Raw genomic sequence first — 18,550 nt, forward strand, 5'->3', positions numbered from 1 at the left:
TCGACTTATGGCTACAATTCATGTCGATGGAAAATCGTATGAAGTCAACGGCTCGGAAAACTTGCTACAAGCATGTTTGAGTCTGGGTATCGACATCCCATATTTTTGTTGGCATCCATCCTTAGGTTCGGTTGGTTCTTGCCGTCAATGTGCTGTTACGCAATATGCGAATCCAGAAGATACGCGTGGTCGTTTGGTCATGTCATGCATGACACCAGCATCTGACAATACCTATATCTCGATTGAAGACAAAGAAGCAACAGATTTCCGTGCATCTATTGTTGAATTTTTGATGACGAATCACCCACACGACTGTCCAGTCTGTGAAGAGGGTGGTCACTGTCATTTACAAGATATGACTGTGATGACTGGTCATGACCGTCGTCGCTACCGTTTTACAAAACGTACGCATTACAACCAAGAACTCGGCTCATTCATTGCACATGAAATGAACCGCTGTATTGCTTGTTACCGTTGTGTTCGTTACTACAACGACTATGCGGGCGGTACGGACTTTGGTGTGTATGCCAATGCATCTCGTGTTTACTTTGGTCGTCCAGAATCAGGTACTTTAGAATCTGAATTCTCGGGTAACTTGACTGAAGTATGTCCAACAGGTGTATTCACTGATAAGACTCATTCAGAGCGTTATAACCGTAAATGGGACATGCAGTATGCACCAAGCGTGTGTCAAGGCTGTTCTTCTGGTTGTAACATTTCTCCGGGTGAACGTTATGGTGAAATCCGTCGCGTAGAAAACCGTTTTAATGGTTCGGTTAACCAGTACTTCCTTTGTGATAAAGGTCGTTTTGGCACAGGTTATGTAAACCGTGCAGACCGTCCACGTCAGCCTCAGTTCCGTAACGGTGAAACTGTTGCAACTGTTTCTGTTGATCAAGCTTTAGATCAAACGATTGCGAAGCTTCAAGGCAAAAAAGTTTTGGGTATCGGTTCTCCGCGCGCAAGCTTGGAATCGAACTATGCATTACGTGAGCTTGTAGGTCAGGCAAATTACTCAACTGGTGTTGCACAAAAAGAGCAAAAACTTGTTGAACTTGCTGCATCTATCATGCAAACAGAGGGCATTTACAACCCGAACATGCGTGAAATCGAAAGCTATGATGCCGTCTTGATTTTAGGTGAAGACCTGATTCAAACTGCACCACGTATGGCCTTGTCAGTTCGTCAAGCTGCGAAAAACAAAGCTCGTGAAATGGCTGCAAAAACACGTACCCCAGACTGGTTGGCTGAGCCTGTACAACGTATTGGTCAAGAAGCAAAATCTCCGATCTATATCTTGGCTGCAACTCAAACTCGTCTTGCCGATGTTGCAACTGGTGAAGTTGTTGCTTCTCCAAATGACATTGCTCGTTTAGGTTTTGCAGTAGCTGCGGCAGTGAAAGGCGAAACAGTGAATGGTTTAGATGACGATGCAAAAGCATTTGCTCAAACCATTGCTGATACGTTAAAAGCAGCAAACAAGCCATTAATCATTGCGGGTACTAGCTTGCAAGATGCTTCTATTATGGAAGCTGCGGCTGAGTTGACTCAGAACTTAGGTTCTAAAGCTGGTTTAAGTCTTGTGGTTCCTGAAGTGAACTCGATGGGCTTAGCATTGTTTGGTGGCTTAAGCCTTGAACAAGCATTTGCTCAAGACTACGACACACTTGTTATTGTTGAAAATGACTTGTTCCGTCGCTTACCTGCTGTACAAGTGCAGGCTGCACTTGATAAAGCTGAAACAGTAATTGTGCTTGATCACAGTGAAACTGAAACTGTGAAACAGGCTGATATTGTACTTTCAGCAGCAAGCTTTGCCGAAGGTGACGGTACTGTTGTAAGCCAAGAAGGTCGTGCACAGCGTTTCTATCAAGTTTACGATCCAAGCTACTATAAGCCTGAGTATGCAATTAAAGAATCATGGCGTTGGTTACATGCCATTGAAACTGGCATTAAAGGTAAAGCTGTAGACTGGACATTGCTTGATGATGTGATTGAAAGCATCGTAAAAAATGTACCAGTACTTGAAGCTATTCAAGATGTGGCGCCTGATGCAGGTTACCGTGTACATGGTTTGAAAATTGCACGTGAACCACGTCGTTATTCAGGTCGTACAGCAATGCGTGCGCCGTTATCGGTTCATGAACCTAAACAGCCTACAGATCTAGATTCAGCATTAACATTCTCAATGGAAGGTTATGTTGGTCCTCAAAAAGCATCATCATTAGTACCATTTGCATGGGCTCCGGGCTGGAACTCTCCACAATCTTGGAACAAATACCAAGATGAAGTGGGTGGTCACTTAAAAGGTGGTGATTCAGGTATTCGTTTATTCGATCGCTTGGCAAAACGTCCTGCACGTAGCTATGTAGCTCCAGTAGCGGTAGTTGCAAACCCTGAAAGTTTCCGCTTAGTACCAATGCATCATATTTTTGGTTCTGGTGAATTCACTATTAAAACACCTGCAATGGAAACTCGTATTCCAGAAGCTATGTTTGCAGTGGGCGAACAAGATGCAACTCGTTTGAACCTTCAAGAAGGTCAACGCATTACAGTAAAAGCAGGCGAAACCAGTGTGAGCTTGCCTGTACAAGTAATTGAATATTTACCTACAGGTTATATTGGTTACCCAGTTGGTTTAGCACCAATGGTGTCACTAGCTGAGCCTGTTTCAGTGGCTTTAGGAGTGTAATTCATGAATCAAGAAATTATACGTCAAACGCCACTTTGGGCTGAGAACTGGCCAATTGCCTATGCTGTAGTTCAAGCAGTTGTGATTTTGCTTGTGGTTGTTTTAGTTGCAGCGTTGATGTCTTTTATTGAACGTCGTTTGCTTGCTTTGTGGCAAGACCGTTATGGTCCAAACCGTGTTGGTCCTGGTGGTATGTTCCAGATCGTTGCCGACATGCTCAAGATCATGTTCAAAGAAGACTGGACACCAAAATTTGCTGACAAGCTTACATTCCGTTTAGCACCAGCTGTTGCAATGGCAACAGCGGTTCTTTCATTCATGGTTATCCCGGTGAGTCCTTCACTGGGTGTTGCCGACATGAGTATCGGTTTGTTGTTCTTCATGGCAATGGCTGGTATTGCAGTCTATGCAGTATTGTTTGGTGGCTGGGCTTCAAATAACAAATACTCATTGCTTGGTGGTTTGCGTTCAGCTGCTCAAACCATTTCTTATGAAGTGTTCTTGGGTATCTCATTGATGGGTGTGGTTGCAATTGCAGGCTCATTTAACCTTCGTGAAATTGTTGAAGCACAACGCGATGTTTGGTTCGTCATTCCACAATTCTTAGGTTTCTTGATTTTTGTGGTTGCTGGTGTTGCGGTAACTCACCGTCATCCATTTGACCAACCGGAAGCAGAACAAGAATTGGCTGAAGGTTACCATGTTGAATATGGTGGTATGAAATGGGGTATGTTCTTCGTTGCTGAATATGTCAACGTAGTACTTATTTCTGCATTGATCGTAACTTTATTCTTTGGTGGCTGGTTAGCGCCATTCAATTTAGAAATTCCATTTGTTCCGCCAGTATTCTGGTTTGTGATTAAAACAGCATTCTTTGTAATGATGTTTGTTTTGGCTCGTGGTTCTTTAATGCGTCCACGTTATGACCAAGTCATGAACTTTGGTTGGAAAATTTGTTTGCCATTGGCGTTGGTCAACTTGTTAGTGACTGGTGCTGTGATTCTGATGAATCAGGCCTAGGACAGCAGGGAGTACAAAATGTATAAATTTCTAGCTGGATTCGGATCGATTGTACGTTCGTTGTTTATGGTATTTAGCCATGTAACGCGTAAACGTGACACGATTTTATATCCAGAAGTACCGGCTGAACAGATTGTGCCGCCACGCTTTCGTGGTCGTATTGTGTTGACGCGTGACCCAGATGGGGAAGAGCGTTGTGTGGCATGTAACCTATGTGCGGTTGCGTGTCCGGTTGGCTGTATCTCATTACAAAAAGCAGAAACAGAAGATGGACGTTGGTATCCGGAATTTTTCCGTATCAATTTTTCACGCTGTATTTTCTGCGGTATGTGTGAAGAAGCTTGTCCAACAACTGCGATTCAGATGACACCAGATTTCGAACTTGGTGAATATGTACGTCAAGACTTGGTTTATGAGAAAGAAAACTTACTCATTTCAGGTCCGGGTAAATACCCAGACTACAACTTCTACCGTGTAGCTGGTATGGCAATTAACGGTAAAGAGAAAGGTCAGGCGCAGAAAGAAAGTGCACCAATCGATGTACGGAGTCTATTACCATGATGTGGCCGTTTTATTTGATGGCACTCGTGGCCATCGTTTCTACGGTTCGTGTAGTGACTAACACGAACCCTGTACATGCTTTACTTAGTCTAATTGTTTCATTGCTTGCTGTTGCTGGTATTTTCATGATCGTGGGGGCGCCTTTTGCAGGTGCTCTTGAAATCATTGTTTATGCCGGAGCAATTATGGTTCTGTTTGTCTTCGTGGTGATGATGCTAAATTTGGGTCAACACACTGTAGAACAAGAACGTAAATGGCTTTCTTCAGATGCTTGGGCATATCCAGCACTCATGAGTTTCTTACTCGGCTTGCTTTTGGTTTGGATGCTTGGTGGTGAATACACCACAATTTCAGCACCACTTGGGGCACAAGTGATTGGACCAAAAGTAGTTGGTCAAGCACTCTTTACTCACTATTTACTATTGGTTGAAGTTGCCGCGATGTTATTGCTAGCAGCCCTTGTTGCAGCATACCACTTAGGTAAACGTGAACCAGGTGCAGAAGAGGAAAAAGAATAATGGGCCAGATTCCTTTAGAACATGGTTTGATTGTTGCAACCATCCTTTTTGCACTCGGTTTTTACGGTGTAATGGTGCGACGCAACCTATTATTTATGTTAATGAGCCTTGAGATCATGATGAATGCTGCTGCATTGGCATTTGTTCTTGCGGGTAGCGTATGGGCACAACCAGATGGACAAGTTATGTTCATTCTGATTTTGACCCTTGCAGCAGCAGAGGCATGTATCGGTCTTGCGATTGTCCTTCAGTTCTATCATCGCTTCCATCATTTGGATGTGGATGCTGCTAGTGAGATGCGCGGATGAGTTATTTATATCTAACAGTATTATTTCCGCTAATCGGTTTTATTTTATTGGCGGCAGGACGAGACAAACTCTCTGAAAATGTTGCAGCAATTATTGGTGTGGGTTCTGTAGGTTTATCTGCATTATTTGCATTGATTGCTGGAATGGCATTTACCACAAGTGGTCAGCAAGTTTTTGTTCAAAATCTGTGGACATGGTTCAATGTTGGCGGTTTTGCGCCAGGCATTAGCTTACATTTAGATGGCTTATCTTTACTCATGATGGGCATGGTTACAGGTGTTGGTTTCTTAATCCACATCTTTGCATCATGGTACATGCGCGGTGAAGAAGGTTATGCGCGTTTCTTCTCTTATTTCAACCTGTTTGTTGCCAGCATGCTTGTGCTTGTATTGGGCGACAACTTAGCGTTGTTATTCTTAGGTTGGGAAGGCGTAGGTCTTTGCTCTTATTTGCTTATTGGTTTCTATTATGCAAACCCTGCAAATGGTTGGGCTGCGATCAAAGCATTTACAGTTACCCGTGTAGGTGACGTATTCTTGCTTATTGCTTTATTCTTGCTTTACCAACAATTTGGTACGTTGAATACTCAGTACATCGTTGAACACGCAGCAGAAGTAATGACGAAGAGTTCGTCACTTACCATCTGGACTGCATTAATGTTGTTCTTGGGTGCTGCTGGTAAATCTGCTCAAATTCCATTGCAAACATGGTTGGCAGATGCAATGGCAGGTCCGACACCTGTTTCTGCATTAATCCACGCTGCAACAATGGTAACGGCTGGTGTGTATTTATGCTGCCGTCTATTCAGCGTATTTGAACTTGCGCCTGAAGTGATGCAATTCATTTCGGTAACAGGTGCCGTGACTTTGCTAGTTGCAGGTTTTGCCGCACTCGTTCAAACAGACATCAAACGTATCTTGGCTTACTCAACAATGAGTCAGCTTGGCTATATGTTTATGGCTGTAGGTGCTGAAGCTTATCAAGCTGGCTTGTTCCACATGTTGGCTCACGCATTCTTTAAGGCATTATTATTCTTGTCTTCTGGTGCGGTGATTCTGGCTTACCATCACGAGCAAAACATTTTCAAAATGGGTGGCTTGTTCAAACGTAACAAATTCCTGTTTGCTTGTTTCGCGATCGGTGGCGGTGCATTAGCAGCGATTCCATTCTTGACGATTGGCTTCTTCTCTAAAGATGCGATTCTTGGTGAAGTTTGGGTACAAGGCCAATCAGTTGCTTTATACCACACCTTATATTGGGTGGGTGTAGCAGGTGCATTCCTGACTTCGATTTATACATTCCGTTTAATCTGGGTTGTATTCTTTGGTCAAGAAAACACGCCTTACCATGAAATTAAAGGTGCAACGTACTGGGCTCCATTGGGCATTTTAGCTGTACTGTCTACTTTTGTTGGTGCCGTATTAAAAGCACCTGTAGCTGGTATTCTTAATACTGCAAAAATTCCTGAATTCCATGTGGCTGAACAATTTGTAGAAGGCATGCATGGGGCAGAGCATTTAGCAGTAGGAATTGCGCTAGTTGGTCTAGTTGTTGGTATAGCATTATTTACATTTGCTTATGGTGTAGTGAAATCATTCGCTCAAACAAGTTTGGGTGCAGGTCTGGCACATATTTGCCGTACTGCTTTTGGTTTTGATGCATTGTATGACATCGTTTTTGTTAAACCTTATTTATTCTTCGCCAAAATCTTTGGCCGTGATCCGATTGACAGTTTGTGGCTAGTTCTTCCTGCACTTGTGAAAGGCGGAAATAGTTTTACAAGCTCACGTCAAACCGGTTCATTGCGTGAATACGCATCAAGTATGTCACTCGGTGTAGTGGTGTTATTGATGATCTTGATCGTTATTCAGGTAGTGGGGAAATAAAATGGAAAACAATTTAATTTTACCCGCGCTGATTCTTGTTCCGTTCATTGCTGGTTTTATTTGTTGGTTAGTCGATAAGCTCGACAAAACTTTGCCACGCTGGATTGCCTTAATTGGTATGCTCATTACTTTGGGCTTAGGTCTTGCACTTTGGCAAAGTGGAACTTATAGCTATGAGTTGGGTTCAAAAATCCCAACTTGGACTGCTGAGTTCTATTTACCGTGGATTCAATCACTCGGTATCGGCATTCACCTTGCTGTGGATGGCTTATCTTTACTCATGGTGTTATTAACAGCGTTACTTGGTGTACTTGCTGTTGGTTGTTCATGGGGCGAAATTCAAAAGAACGTTGGTTTCTTCCACTTAAACCTCTTATGGAGTTTAGGTGGCGTTATCGGTGTATTCTTAGCGATTGACCTGTTCTTGTTCTTCTTCTTCTGGGAGATGATGCTTGTACCAATCTACTTCTTGATTGCGTTATGGGGTCATAAAGGTTCAAACGGTCGTTCACGTGTTTACGCAGCTACCAAGTTCTTCCTTTATACACAAATCGCTGGTTTAGTGATGTTAATCGGTATCCTTGGTCTTGTAGTTTATGGCTACATGATGACAGGCATGATCGGTTTCGATTACAACTATTTATTAGCTGTAGCCAACCACTTACCTGCGAACCTAGCTTATGGTTTCATGATCTGTTTCTTCATTGGTTTTGCCGTGAAGTTACCAGTATTCCCATTACATGGTTGGTTGCCAGATGCGCATGCTCAAGCTCCTACAGCAGGTTCTGTGGACTTAGCGGGTATCTTGATTAAAACAGCTGCGTATGGCTTGCTTCGTTTTGTTATTCCATTCTTCCCGACAGCTTCTGCTCAGTTTGCAGATATTGCGATTATTTTCGGTTTGATTGGTATTTTCTACGGCGCATGGTGTGCTTACCAGCAAACTGACATGAAACGTTTACTTGCGTATACGTCGATTTCACACATGGGCTTTATTTTACTTGCAATTTACGCAGGTAACATTTTGACCTTCCAAGGTCTAATGATCATGATGTTGGCACATGGTTTGTCATCAGCTGCATTGTTCATTATGTCTGGTCAGATCTACGAACGTTTACATACACGTGATTTACGTTTAATGGGTGGTCTTCGTGGCCAGCTTCAGTACTTGCCATTTTTCTTGATGTTCTTCGTAGCTGCTCTTGTGGGCGTGCCAGGTTTAGGTAACTTTATTGGTGAATTCCTGATTTTGATGGGTTCATTTAATAAATATCCTGTCTTCACGATTCTTGCTTCTATCAGCCTTGTATTTGCAGGCTTATATGGCTTGATTTTGATTCACCGTGCTTTATTTGGTGAACCAAACCCTGAACAAAAGCAACACTACACTAGTCCACTAAAAGACTTATCTGCTCGTGAAGTTGGTATTTTGATGATTTGTGCGATTGGTCTCGTTTGGCTTGGTATCTACCCACAAACATTCTTGGATATGTCTCATTCAAGCATGCAGTGGTTGGTCAATAGTTATATGCCAGTTCAAGAAGTCGTTGAAACTGTTCAGCAAACAGCTACTCAACTTGACCATGTGGAGATCCAATAATCATGAACTTCACAGTATCACTCTCTACGCTTATGCCTTTAGCTCCGGTGATGATTGTTGCTTTGACAACAATCGTCGTCATGCTGTTAATTTCTATTAAGCGTAATCATAATTTAATTGCAACAACTTCTGTTGTTGGTCTAAACCTCGCTGCACTTTATATTTTATTTGCAGTATTTGGCGGTAAGTTTGTACCGGCAAATGTGATGGGCATGTTTATGGTTGATCCATTTACCATGTTCTATCAATTTATGATTTTGATTGCGGCATTGGCTTGTTGTACTTTGTCTCATGCTTACATCGAAACTTATAAAGATAACCGCGAAGAACTATATCTTTTGTTACTTGCTTCAGTAGCAGGTGCAATGTTGATGGTTGCAAGTTCTCACTATGCATCGTTCTTCATTAGCCTTGAGTTAATGTCGATTCCTGTATATGGCTTACTTGCTTATACCTATCAACGTAGTAGTTCACTTGAAGCTGGTATTAAATATCTTGTACTTTCAGCGACAGCTTCTGCAATGCTGTTGATGGGTATGGCATACATCTACGCATATACTGGTTCGCTTTCATTCTATGATTCTGTACAGGCGTTATTTGGTGCAATCAAACAGCCAATGGTGTTATTAGGTTTAGCACTCATTATCTTTGCTGTTGCGTTTAAATTATCGCTTGCGCCGTTCCATAAATGGACACCAGATGTATATGCAGGTGCACCAGCGCCAATGGCAACTTTCTTGGCGACCGCTGCTAAAGTTGCAACCATTGGTTTGTTCGTGCGCTATATGCTTGCTTCAGGCGCAATTATGGTGGACTCGTTAGTCACTATTTTGACAATCATTGCAGTATTGTCGATTTTAGTTGGTAACTTACTCGCTGTTCGTCAAGTTAACTTAAAACGTATTCTTGGTTATTCATCTATTGCTCATTTTGGTTATTTGTTAATTGCTTTAATTAGCATGACTTATGCGAGCTTGGGTAGCGTAACTGTATATGTGGTGTCTTATGTATTAACAACTATCGGTGCTTTTGGTGCGGTAGCGTTAATGTCTAGCCCATATAACAACGTAGATGAAGCACAAAGCCTTGCAGACTACCGTGGTTTGTTCTGGCGTCGTCCAGTACTTACAGCAACTTTGACAGTCATGATGCTATCTTTGGCTGGTATTCCATTAACAGCGGGCTTCATTGGTAAGTTCTTAGTGGTAATGGCTGCTGTAACAACTCAACACTGGTTCTTGGCTGCAATGATTATTGTGGGTAGTGGTATTGGTTTGTACTATTACTTACGTGTGATGGTTGTAATGTATATGACACCACCAGACACTCCTCGTATTGATGCAGATGCTCATTGGGGTCAAAAAGTAGGTGGTTTAATGGTATTGGCTGCTGCTGCATTAGTTATTATTTTGGGTGTTTACCCAGATCCAATGATTAATTTGGCATTAAAAGCAGAAATTTTATCTCCACTACATTTCATGCTTTCACAACAACAATAATCCTAGTGTACAAAAAAGCCTCCAAATCTGGAGGCTTTTTTTTATTGGGCATTAAAAAAAGATTATAATAAATACGTTTTTATATTTTTAGGTAACATCTGTGGCCATTCAAGAAATTCGTCACCCACTTATTCGTCATAAATTAGGTTTGTTACGTCGTTCTGACATCAGTACTAAGAATTTCCGTGAGCTTGCTCAGGAAGTGACTATGTTATTGACGTATGAAGCAACAAAAGATTTACCAGTTGTGGATTGTGAAATTAATGGATGGGCCGGAACTGTTACTACTCAGCGTATTGCTGGTAAAAAAATAACGATTGTACCGATTTTACGTGCAGGAATTGGTATGCTGGATGGCGTACTTAATCTGATTCCAAGTGCCAAGGTTAGTGTTTTAGGTCTTGAACGTAATGAAGAAACATTAGAAGTTCGTACTTATTATAAAAAACTAGTTCCAGATGTTGCTAATCGTCTTGCAATGATTATCGATCCAATGTTGGCAACAGGTAACTCATTAGTTGCTGCTATTGATGTGTTAAAGGCGAGTGGCTGTAAAGATATACGTGTTATGGTATTAGTTGCTGCCCCAGAAGGTGTTGCTAAAGTTGAAGCCGCTCATCCAGATGTACAGATTTATACAGCATCTATTGATAATGGCTTAAATGAACAGGGCTATATTGTTCCTGGTTTAGGTGATGCGGGCGATAAAATTTTTGGTAGTGTCCAAAAAGACTAATTTTTGAAATAACGATAAAAAGAGACTTAATCAAACCGTAAAGTTTTGAGGGCGGATTGAAAGTCTCTTTTTAATTTTCTGCTGTAATAACAGTATTGAAAAAGTAAGGTAAAGATCATGAAGCAAGAGTTTTATACCGGAAAAGTTAAACAATATGATCCTGACAAAGGATTTGGTTTTATTGGAACGGCTGAAGGAGATATTTTCTTTCATATTTCGGATTTTCCTGCATCAGAAGGGGAGCCGAAAAGAAATGAAAAAGTGAAATTTCTCGCTGTAGATAATCAGGGGAAATTTAAGGCTGTAAAGATTGAGCGTATCGATCCTAATCCGTCTAAAACCAAAAAAACTAAAATCACTAGTCATAATAAAGCGATTACGACAGAGTTGTTATCACATTTTCGACGTTAATAGTGATTCTCAATCTTCAAGGCTATCTTGGCATCGAGTTTAGTTGTGACGGTCAGAGATGATTTTTGATAACGTTTGGAACAAGTAAGTAATAAAAAATTAAGGGAGGTGTTAACTTCCCTTAATTTTTTTTAATTAATAAATAATAAAATGAAAAAATGGTGAGCCATGTGAGAATGACTCAAGATGGCACTAAAAGATCAGGCTTTAAACCTGATCTTCACAGAATTGTAAGAATGCTTTTAGGCCAGGGCCTTGGTATTTTTGACGGTGTACTAACATGTAAAGTGGGCGAGTAAGTTGCCAGAATGGTGTATCTAAAATAACTAATTGTCCTTTTTCAATTAAAGGTTCAATAGCGAGTTTGGAGATACAAGACATTCCTAAACCACCAGCAACGATTTTCAAAATTGCTTCATTGTGGCCTAGGGTGAGGCGAATATTAGCGTCTGGTAGATCTTGCAAAATAGCATTATCAAACACTTCACGAGTTCCCGAACCTTCTTCACGTAAAATCCATTCAACTTGATGAAAATCATGCGGTGTTAAAGGTCGATTTAAGCGTGCTAGAGGATGGGTAGGTGAGCAGCATACTGCAAGCTCATCGTCACGCCAGTGAATGCATTGAAGTTGAGGTAGGTGACATGAGCCTTCAATTAATGCTAAATCAAGCTGAAACTGGTTGACAGCTTCAATCATTTGGCGTGTATTGCCCACCTGTAATTGCAAGTGTGCTTTAGGGTGATACTGTAAAAAGTTAGCCATTAAATCTGGCATAAGGTAATCACTGATCGTTAGAGTTGCCCCAATACGTAAGTCAATACTTTGTAACTCACCTTTTGCAGCTTGCTCAAAAGCTTCACAGCGACCTAATATTTCTAGTGCTTGTGGCAATAGAAAGCGACCAAGATCATTGAGTTGTAGTCGTTTACCTAAACGATCAAATAGAGGAGCACCAAGGCCATCCTCTAAATCGGCTAAAGCCATACTTGCTGCACTTTGCGTCAGTCTGACCGCATCACTGGCTTTGGTGACAGTTCCTTCTTGAGCGACTGCTACAAAAACAGCCAACTGGCGTAATGTCATGCGCATGTTTAAAAAGCCTTAACGTTTAAAAGTATTCATTATTTCGGCTGTCATGCTAACATGAGCGCACTATTTCATGCCACGTTGAAATCATGTCAATTGAAAAATTTAGCGTAGAAAAAGTTTTATCTGTACACCGCTGGACTCCAACTCTTTTTAGTTTCACCATGACTCGCCCTGCACATTTTAAATTTACGGCTGGGCAATTTGCGCGTATTGGACTGAAAGTTGGAGAAGAACTTGTTGTTCGTGCCTATTCGGTGGTGTCGTCCCCATTTGATGAAACGCTAGAATTTTTCTCGATTGTAGTGCCTGACGGTGCATTTACCTCAAATCTTCAACATTTGAAGGTAGGTGATGAGCTTTACTTAGAAAAAATACCTTATGGTTATCTTACTTTAGCTCGCTATCAACAGCCTTTACCACATGATTTATGGTTATTGGCAACGGGTACTGGCTTGGCTCCATTTTTATCGATGCTACAAGACTTCGATACATGGTCGAAATATCAAAAGATTAATTTGGTTTACAGTGTACGTACAGCTGCTGAATTAGCTTATATGGATCGTATTCAAGAGATTGCTGAAACTTTTGGGGAAGGGCACGTCGGTTTTAAATTTATTTCAATTATCACTCGTGATCCATCAGCACAGTTACATGATCGTTTACCAGTTTTGATTGAAAACGGTGAATTAGAAAAAGTTGCTGGTATAGAATTGAGTCCTGCAACAAGCCATGTCATGCTTTGTGGAAACCCAGAAATGGTAGATGACACGAAAGAGGCTTTAAAGCGCCGTGGTTTGACGATGAATCGTCGAGGTGAAGGAAATATTGCAGTAGAAAATTACTGGTAACAAACGACAATTAAAAGAACTTTAAAATTATTTTTATGGATATGTTTATTAATGGACAAACATATCCATAAATTCACGAATTTCGGAAATGGCACTGTCTACATCGCTTGAAAGCCAAGTAGGTTCAAAAAGGCCTGCATAATGTTCTAAACGATCTTGGGGAACAACTAAGCGAACAGGACAGTCTTCTTCAAGTAAACGCCAAGGTAAAATCGGAACTTCATTGTCCAGAAAAATATTGATATTACGAATATCAACAATCATGGCGTTAATGCAGTCAGGAAATGGCATAACTGAAAATTCTTCAGTACGACGACGAAAATATTCCAGATCACCCCATTTGAGTTCATAACTTGGTTTATTAAATTCAATAATACCAATGAGATGTTCGTCTCTTGTCTGGTGGATATAACATTGATGTGTGACGTCAGTGTCGAGATCAAGAGTTACGTTTTGCTGACGATACATCATAAAATAGAGTAGCTTTAAAACATGGGGGCTTATTATAGCCTATTTTCTAAAAAGTAAGCGCTAAAACATATTGTATTACAAATGGGACATAGACGAAGTTCGTGAATAGTTGGAAATTATTTTTAATCGTCTAAATTAATGTGTGCAAATTTTATACTATTTTTATTGCTTTAAAAGTAGAGTTTTGCAATCACAGACACCTTCGCATAATGCTTTTTCACACAATGCAACAAAGCAAATTGCTATGATGAATATAAAGTTAATGATAATAGAAGAGGGGAAAGAAGATGCATGATTTTTCAAAACCACCTCATGTGACGAGTCCTGAAGAAACTGCGAAAAAAAGAAGATTACCAGTTTATATTTTAATTATTGTTGGGCTTTTTCTTCTTGCCCTTGTAGTTTATATGATAGCTGATCATAGCAACGTGCCTAAAGAAGAAGGAGCTATGCAACATGAGCCTGTGCCACATGTTATTTCAAATGCTTCTAATTTAAAGACCTATATAGGTTAAAAAGAGGTAATAATTTAACCAGTATATCTTGATATCAAGCCTTTAGGTGGAGACCTGAAGGCTTTTTTGCAACCTTTTGCATCAATTTGTTGTATTTATGCAGAAGTGTGTTGATTAGAAAATATTCAAAACATAATGTGAGATAGACCGCATTCATCGTCATTTTTTACAACGAATGGTGTTTCCTAGAGATAACACTGAAAAGAACATAACAATTGAGGACATAACAATATGAATGAATTTTTTGATGGGCCTCGCGGCGCTCAATTTGATGCAATGTATTACTGGGATCAGTTTCATCCAATTCTGGCTGCAATAGTGATCTTATTAGTGGGTTGGATAATTGCTTTATTGGTAGCGGCAGGTGTGAAAAAGCTTCTACAAAAAGTAAATACCAATGCCAAACTATCTTCAGCCACTGGTCGAGCCCCAAATATAGAAGGCCTTATTTCAAAAGTCGTATTCTGGTTTATTTTAATCTTAGCGGTTGTCGCAGCTCTCAATGTACTTAACATTAGTGGAGTAAGTGGCCCGTTCAGCAATATGGTAAATCAGGTACTCGTCTATATTCCAAATATTATTGCTGCTGTGGTGGTGGGTTTTATTGGTTGGATCGTTGCTCGACTGGTGCGAGCAGGGGTGACCAATGTTTTATCCAGAACCCAACTCGATGATAAATTAAGCAGTGAAGTGGGTGTAGGTGGAATTAGCCAAAATATCGGTGAAATTCTTTACTGGCTTGTATTGTTACTTTTCCTTCCGATTGTTCTTTCAATATTAGGATTAACAGGCTTACTGATTCCAGTTCAAAATATGGTAAATGACGCCGTAGCGTTCTTACCAAATATCTTTATTGCTGGCGTTATCGTTTTTGTTGGTTATATCTTGGCAAAAATTGTACGCGGTATTGTTGAAGGTTTAGTAAATAGCTTAGGTGTTCAGGCTCAAGCTGAAAAAATTGGTCTTTTCAAAAGCTCTAATGTAGGCAAATTCTTAGGTTCGTTTGTTTTTGCCATCATTATTATTACGACATTGATTGTAGCGTTCGAAGCTTTAGGGATTGAGACAATTTCTCAGCCAGCGACAGCAATGCTGAATGAAATCTTACGCGCAATTCCAAATATTATTGCGGCAGGTTTAATCCTACTGGTTGCTTATATTGTTTCTCGTTTTGTTGGGCGTTTGGTTGCAGAGTTAATTGCGGGTACAGGTGTTGATGACATTCCTGCCAAATTAGATGTACAACGCTTTTTAGGTGAAACCAAAGTTTCTAATGCAGTTGGCTGGTTAATTGTATTCTTTACGATGCTATTTGCGGTTTCTGAAGCTGCGGATCGTCTTGGTTTCGACCAAATCAGTGGTCTAATCGCAATGTTTATCCATTTCGGTGCAAACATTCTGTTAGGTGCTGTTATTTTGGTTATTGGCTTTTGGCTCGCAAATGTTGTGGCGAACGTGGTACAACGTGGTGAATATAATAGCTCGCGTTGGTTAGCTAGTTTAGTTCGTGTCTTAATTATTGGTCTAGTACTTGCGCTTGGTTTAAGAGCGATGGGTATTGCAGATTCAATCGTTAATCTTGCATTTGGTTTGACTCTAGGCGCAGTTGCAGTTGCTTTCGCTCTTGCATTTGGCTTAGGTGGTCGTCAACCAGCAGAACGACTTTTAACTGATTTGCTTGATAAAGCTAAAAAAGAAGCGAATCAACCAAATCCTCTTTATCAACCACCGTCTAGTACGGGTAGTGCGGCTCCAGCCACAACTACATCAGCGCCAACGACACCATCTACAGTTTCATCTGATGCAAAACCAGCTGATTCTGTACAGGTGAATCCAGCACAACCCCCAGTGAACAAACCGTTTGGCTCTACAGGTGAAAATGATGAAATTTAAGGGAATTAAACTAAATTTCAGATAAACAGTACAAAAAATCTTTGATTTTTGTGATAAGTTCGACCACTCTATATTGAGTGGTCGTTCTTTTTTGGCCGTTATAAAAACAAATAAGTGAGGAAAATACGATGAAGAAACCAGGTCGTTTTTTAGCACCAATTGTCATTGCCGGAATTACGGTAGGTTTTTTAGCGAGTGCTTATAAATTTGTATTTAGTAAGTCGGAAAGCTCGAAACAGACTACTTCTCAGCCGCAAGATTCACAGAACGCATCAAATAGTTCGAAAAACTCAAATTAGCTTATACGTATTGGGCAGCAGCATAGGCAGAAGACCACGCCCACTGGAAGTTATAACCTCCTAAATGGCCAGTTACATCGAGTACTTCGCCAACAAAAAACAATCCTTTCTGCTTTTTACTTTCCATAGTCTTGGAAGATACTTCTGTTGTATCTATTCCACCTAAAGTAACTTCAGCAGTACGATATCCTTCTGTTCCAGACGGTTTAACTGCGAAGCCATGTAACTGCTCGGCAATATGATCTAGCTGTGCATCACTGATATTACCAATCGCTGTTTCGCTCTGCTCTGACCATATGAGTTGTTGTAACTCTTGGATAATACTTTTGGCAGTAAATTCATTAAGAAGAGTGCGTAATAAAACTTTAGGCTGTGCTTTCTTTTTATCTTTTAAATAAGTTGCTAAATCTTGGCTAGGGAAGAAGTCAATTTTAAAACTTTCTCCTGAATTCCAATAGTTTGAAAGCTGTAGGGAGCTTGGTCCACTCAAACCACGGTGGGTAAATAATAATGCCTCAGTAAAGCTGTTTTTTGAGTTGCTTAACGTCACATCCAAAGCATTACCACTTAAACGTGTGGTCACTTCTTTAATATGGTCTGAAAAAGTAAATGGAACTAAACCTGCACGAGTTGGAAAAACCTGATGTCCAAATTTTTGTGCCAGTTCATAGCCAAAACCAGAACCGCCTAATGTTGGAATCGATAAGCCCCCAGTCGCAATCACTAAAGAATCACAAGTGTAATGTCCTTGATTGGTGTTTAGTGAAAACCCACCTTTTTCCAAGGGTGTAATTTGTCCAACTTCGCAATGGGTTTGAATATCTACATGTTTAGTTTTATTACACTCACTCACCAGCATTTCTAAAATTTCTTTAGCGCCGTTTAGCGTAAATAATTGCCCATGTTTACGTTCTTCATAGGCAATTTTGTAGTCACATACCAAACCGATAAAGTCCCAGTTGCTATACCGTGACAGGGCAGAAATAACGAAGTGCGGATTATGAGAAATATAGTTATCAGGTTCTACATATAGGTTAGTAAAGTTACACTTACCACCACCTGACATTAAAATCTTTTTACCAATTTTATTGGCTTTTTCTAAAATTAAAACCGAGCGCCCGCGTTTAGCAGCATGTGCAGCCAACATGAGTCCAGAAGCACCTGCACCTAAGACAATGACATCGACATGACTGTTAGACATAAGAGATTCTCGATTAATCTTGAAAATTAAAAAGGGGCATATACTATCATGCCGACACTTGCTCGTGCTAAAGACATTTATTGGTATCGGGAGCAAGATCTCCTAAAAATTAATGAATCAGTAGCTTAGCTTGTTTCTTATATCAGCCTGTAAACCACCAGAATGAATTGCCAGAATACGAGTTCCTTCAGGGAAGTAATTGTTTTTGATAAGGTCAAACAGGCCGAGCATCATTTTTCCCGTATAGATCGGTTCAAGAGGTACAGCGTATTGTTCTTCAAAATTTTGGATAAATGCGAATAACTCAGGTGAAGTTTTAGCATAACCACCACAGCAGTAGGCATCTGTCAGTGACCAATTCTGTTTTTTAGTCCACTGCTGAATCTCTTGTAGTAGAAAGTCGCCTTTTAATGCTGAAAACCCTAGAATCTTTTGATGTGCTGAACTTCTTTCAATAAGACCCGAAATCGTTCCACCAGTTCCCACTGCACAGCAAATCACATCATAATTTTGCAAATCACTTTGGCTGAGAATTTCCTGACAACCTTGTACGGCTAGCTGATTAGAACCGCCTTCAGGAATAATGAAAGTTTCAGGAAATTGATTGTGTAATTGTTGAAGATATTTTGCATCATCTCTCAAACGATATTCAGTGCGCGAGACAAAATGTAAATGCATTCCTAAACTTTGAGCTTTTTCTAAAGTAGGGTTAAGAGGTTTGCCAGCTAACTCTTCACCACGAATAATTCCAATACTTTTAAAGCCAAAAAGATGAGCTGCATACGCAGTTGCAGCAATGTGATTTGAATAAGCCCCACCAAAAGTCAAAACGCGTGATAATTCTTGTTGCTGTGCTGCAAGTAGATTGTATTTTAGTTTGAAAAATTTATTCCCTGAGATTTGAGGGTGAATTAGATCTAACCGCTTAATGTCGAGATGCAGGGGATAAGGAAGTTGAATATGTTGATAAGGAACTGATTGAGTAATGTGATCAAACATT

General features: G+C 40.4%; 18 protein-coding genes. 14 read left to right on the forward strand and 4 right to left on the reverse strand.

Annotated elements, in window-relative coordinates:
- Positions 1–7 precede the first annotated feature (7 nt).
- From nuoG to MKL38_RS15420, 10 genes are all read left to right on the forward strand, one after another.
- Complete coding sequence (nuoG, locus tag MKL38_RS15375) at positions 8–2,692, forward strand: NADH-quinone oxidoreductase subunit NuoG (protein ID WP_270903688.1); 2,685 nt, start codon at positions 8–10, stop codon at positions 2,690–2,692.
- 3 nt (positions 2,693–2,695) lie between these two features.
- Positions 2,696–3,712 (forward strand): NADH-quinone oxidoreductase subunit NuoH, encoded by a 1,017-nt coding sequence (gene nuoH / locus MKL38_RS15380; RefSeq protein ID WP_003653472.1) that lies wholly within the window; start codon positions 2,696–2,698, stop codon positions 3,710–3,712.
- A gap of 18 nt (positions 3,713–3,730) precedes the next feature.
- The gene (gene nuoI / locus MKL38_RS15385; protein ID WP_003653469.1) at positions 3,731–4,273 is read left to right on the forward strand and encodes an NADH-quinone oxidoreductase subunit NuoI; all 543 of its coding nucleotides are present in this window, start codon (positions 3,731–3,733) and stop codon (positions 4,271–4,273) included.
- Entirely contained in the window at positions 4,273–4,791 is a 519-nt protein-coding gene (nuoJ, locus tag MKL38_RS15390) for an NADH-quinone oxidoreductase subunit J (RefSeq protein WP_014205902.1), read from the forward strand. The genes nuoI and nuoJ overlap by 1 nt, the downstream gene beginning before the upstream one ends.
- Complete coding sequence (gene nuoK / locus MKL38_RS15395) at positions 4,791–5,099, forward strand: NADH-quinone oxidoreductase subunit NuoK (protein WP_000529822.1); 309 nt, start codon at positions 4,791–4,793, stop codon at positions 5,097–5,099. Before nuoJ ends, nuoK begins: the two co-directional genes overlap by 1 nt.
- Positions 5,096–6,985 carry an NADH-quinone oxidoreductase subunit L gene (gene nuoL / locus MKL38_RS15400; RefSeq protein ID WP_270903689.1) on the forward strand — a complete coding sequence of 630 codons (1,890 nt, stop codon included), beginning with the start codon at positions 5,096–5,098 and terminating at the stop codon, positions 6,983–6,985. The genes nuoK and nuoL overlap by 4 nt, the downstream gene beginning before the upstream one ends.
- 1 nt (position 6,986) lies before the next feature.
- Positions 6,987–8,585 (forward strand): NADH-quinone oxidoreductase subunit M, encoded by a 1,599-nt coding sequence (nuoM, locus tag MKL38_RS15405; RefSeq protein ID WP_003653463.1) that lies wholly within the window; start codon positions 6,987–6,989, stop codon positions 8,583–8,585.
- Between the two features lie 2 nt (positions 8,586–8,587).
- Positions 8,588–10,084, forward strand: coding sequence for an NADH-quinone oxidoreductase subunit NuoN (nuoN, locus tag MKL38_RS15410; RefSeq protein WP_270903690.1), 1,497 nt, complete (start codon positions 8,588–8,590; stop codon positions 10,082–10,084).
- 100 nt (positions 10,085–10,184) lie between these two features.
- Positions 10,185–10,820 carry a uracil phosphoribosyltransferase gene (upp, locus tag MKL38_RS15415; RefSeq protein ID WP_003653460.1) on the forward strand — a complete coding sequence of 212 codons (636 nt, stop codon included), beginning with the start codon at positions 10,185–10,187 and terminating at the stop codon, positions 10,818–10,820.
- Positions 10,821–10,937: 117 nt separating this feature from the next.
- The gene (locus MKL38_RS15420) at positions 10,938–11,231 is read left to right on the forward strand and encodes a cold shock domain-containing protein (protein ID WP_198077915.1); all 294 of its coding nucleotides are present in this window, start codon (positions 10,938–10,940) and stop codon (positions 11,229–11,231) included.
- Positions 11,232–11,438: 207 nt separating this feature from the next.
- On the opposite strand, the gene gigC is transcribed toward MKL38_RS15420, so the two are convergent.
- Positions 11,439–12,323, reverse strand: a complete 885-nt coding sequence (gene gigC / locus MKL38_RS15425; RefSeq protein WP_151744710.1) for a LysR family transcriptional regulator GigC — start codon at positions 12,321–12,323, stop codon at positions 11,439–11,441.
- Positions 12,324–12,409: 86 nt separating this feature from the next.
- Here gigC and MKL38_RS15430 point away from each other — a divergent pair, with 86 nt between their 5' ends.
- On the forward strand, positions 12,410–13,171 hold the full coding sequence (locus MKL38_RS15430) for a ferredoxin--NADP reductase (protein ID WP_270903691.1): 762 nt from the start codon (positions 12,410–12,412) through the stop codon (positions 13,169–13,171).
- Between the two features lie 48 nt (positions 13,172–13,219).
- Here MKL38_RS15430 and MKL38_RS15435 read toward each other — a convergent pair whose 3' ends face one another.
- The gene (locus tag MKL38_RS15435; protein ID WP_171056780.1) at positions 13,220–13,639 is read right to left on the reverse strand and encodes a hypothetical protein; all 420 of its coding nucleotides are present in this window, start codon (positions 13,637–13,639) and stop codon (positions 13,220–13,222) included.
- Positions 13,640–13,929: 290 nt separating this feature from the next.
- Between MKL38_RS15435 and MKL38_RS15440 the strand changes: the two genes are divergently transcribed.
- The 3 genes from MKL38_RS15440 to MKL38_RS15450 all read left to right on the forward strand — a co-directional run bounded on the left by MKL38_RS15440 (position 13,930) and on the right by MKL38_RS15450 (position 16,349).
- Positions 13,930–14,157, forward strand: a complete 228-nt coding sequence (locus MKL38_RS15440) for a hypothetical protein (protein WP_003653450.1) — start codon at positions 13,930–13,932, stop codon at positions 14,155–14,157.
- 231 nt (positions 14,158–14,388) lie between these two features.
- Positions 14,389–16,050 carry a mechanosensitive ion channel gene (locus tag MKL38_RS15445; protein ID WP_270903692.1) on the forward strand — a complete coding sequence of 554 codons (1,662 nt, stop codon included), beginning with the start codon at positions 14,389–14,391 and terminating at the stop codon, positions 16,048–16,050.
- A 128-nt stretch (positions 16,051–16,178) separates the two neighbouring features.
- On the forward strand, positions 16,179–16,349 hold the full coding sequence (locus MKL38_RS15450) for a hypothetical protein (RefSeq protein WP_005042827.1): 171 nt from the start codon (positions 16,179–16,181) through the stop codon (positions 16,347–16,349).
- A gap of 1 nt (position 16,350) precedes the next feature.
- Here the strand turns inward: MKL38_RS15450 and MKL38_RS15455 are convergent, their stop codons facing one another.
- Positions 16,351–17,550: an NAD(P)/FAD-dependent oxidoreductase gene (locus MKL38_RS15455; RefSeq protein ID WP_270903693.1), complete on the reverse strand. Its 1,200-nt coding sequence runs from the start codon at positions 17,548–17,550 to the stop codon at positions 16,351–16,353.
- A 117-nt stretch (positions 17,551–17,667) separates the two neighbouring features.
- Positions 17,668–18,549 (reverse strand): 1-aminocyclopropane-1-carboxylate deaminase/D-cysteine desulfhydrase, encoded by an 882-nt coding sequence (locus tag MKL38_RS15460; RefSeq protein WP_270903694.1) that lies wholly within the window; start codon positions 18,547–18,549, stop codon positions 17,668–17,670.
- Position 18,550 lies beyond the last annotated feature (1 nt).

This window comes from Acinetobacter sp. AOR14_HL, assembly GCF_027855175.1.
In the GTDB taxonomy this organism is placed as follows: domain Bacteria; phylum Pseudomonadota; class Gammaproteobacteria; order Pseudomonadales; family Moraxellaceae; genus Acinetobacter; species Acinetobacter calcoaceticus.

What these genes read in the sequence shown, in the direction of transcription:
- MKL38_RS15435 (WP_171056780.1), bottom strand. Translation starts at nt 13,639, where the DNA reads ATGTATCGTCAGCAAAACGTAACTCTTGATCTCGACACTGACGTCACA.
- nuoM (WP_003653463.1), top strand. Translation starts at nt 6,987, where the DNA reads ATGGAAAACAATTTAATTTTACCCGCGCTGATTCTTGTTCCGTTCATT.
- nuoH (WP_003653472.1), top strand. Translation starts at nt 2,696, where the DNA reads ATGAATCAAGAAATTATACGTCAAACGCCACTTTGGGCTGAGAACTGG.
- nuoN (WP_270903690.1), top strand. Translation starts at nt 8,588, where the DNA reads ATGAACTTCACAGTATCACTCTCTACGCTTATGCCTTTAGCTCCGGTG.
- MKL38_RS15460 (WP_270903694.1), bottom strand. Translation starts at nt 18,549, where the DNA reads ATGTTTGATCACATTACTCAATCAGTTCCTTATCAACATATTCAACTT.
- gigC (WP_151744710.1), bottom strand. Translation starts at nt 12,323, where the DNA reads ATGCGCATGACATTACGCCAGTTGGCTGTTTTTGTAGCAGTCGCTCAA.
- MKL38_RS15420 (WP_198077915.1), top strand. Translation starts at nt 10,938, where the DNA reads ATGAAGCAAGAGTTTTATACCGGAAAAGTTAAACAATATGATCCTGAC.
- nuoL (WP_270903689.1), top strand. Translation starts at nt 5,096, where the DNA reads ATGAGTTATTTATATCTAACAGTATTATTTCCGCTAATCGGTTTTATT.
- MKL38_RS15440 (WP_003653450.1), top strand. Translation starts at nt 13,930, where the DNA reads ATGCATGATTTTTCAAAACCACCTCATGTGACGAGTCCTGAAGAAACT.
- nuoI (WP_003653469.1), top strand. Translation starts at nt 3,731, where the DNA reads ATGTATAAATTTCTAGCTGGATTCGGATCGATTGTACGTTCGTTGTTT.
- nuoG (WP_270903688.1), top strand. Translation starts at nt 8, where the DNA reads ATGGCTACAATTCATGTCGATGGAAAATCGTATGAAGTCAACGGCTCG.
- MKL38_RS15430 (WP_270903691.1), top strand. Translation starts at nt 12,410, where the DNA reads ATGTCAATTGAAAAATTTAGCGTAGAAAAAGTTTTATCTGTACACCGC.
- MKL38_RS15445 (WP_270903692.1), top strand. Translation starts at nt 14,389, where the DNA reads ATGAATGAATTTTTTGATGGGCCTCGCGGCGCTCAATTTGATGCAATG.
- nuoK (WP_000529822.1), top strand. Translation starts at nt 4,791, where the DNA reads ATGGGCCAGATTCCTTTAGAACATGGTTTGATTGTTGCAACCATCCTT.
- MKL38_RS15450 (WP_005042827.1), top strand. Translation starts at nt 16,179, where the DNA reads ATGAAGAAACCAGGTCGTTTTTTAGCACCAATTGTCATTGCCGGAATT.
- MKL38_RS15455 (WP_270903693.1), bottom strand. Translation starts at nt 17,550, where the DNA reads ATGTCTAACAGTCATGTCGATGTCATTGTCTTAGGTGCAGGTGCTTCT.
- nuoJ (WP_014205902.1), top strand. Translation starts at nt 4,273, where the DNA reads ATGTGGCCGTTTTATTTGATGGCACTCGTGGCCATCGTTTCTACGGTT.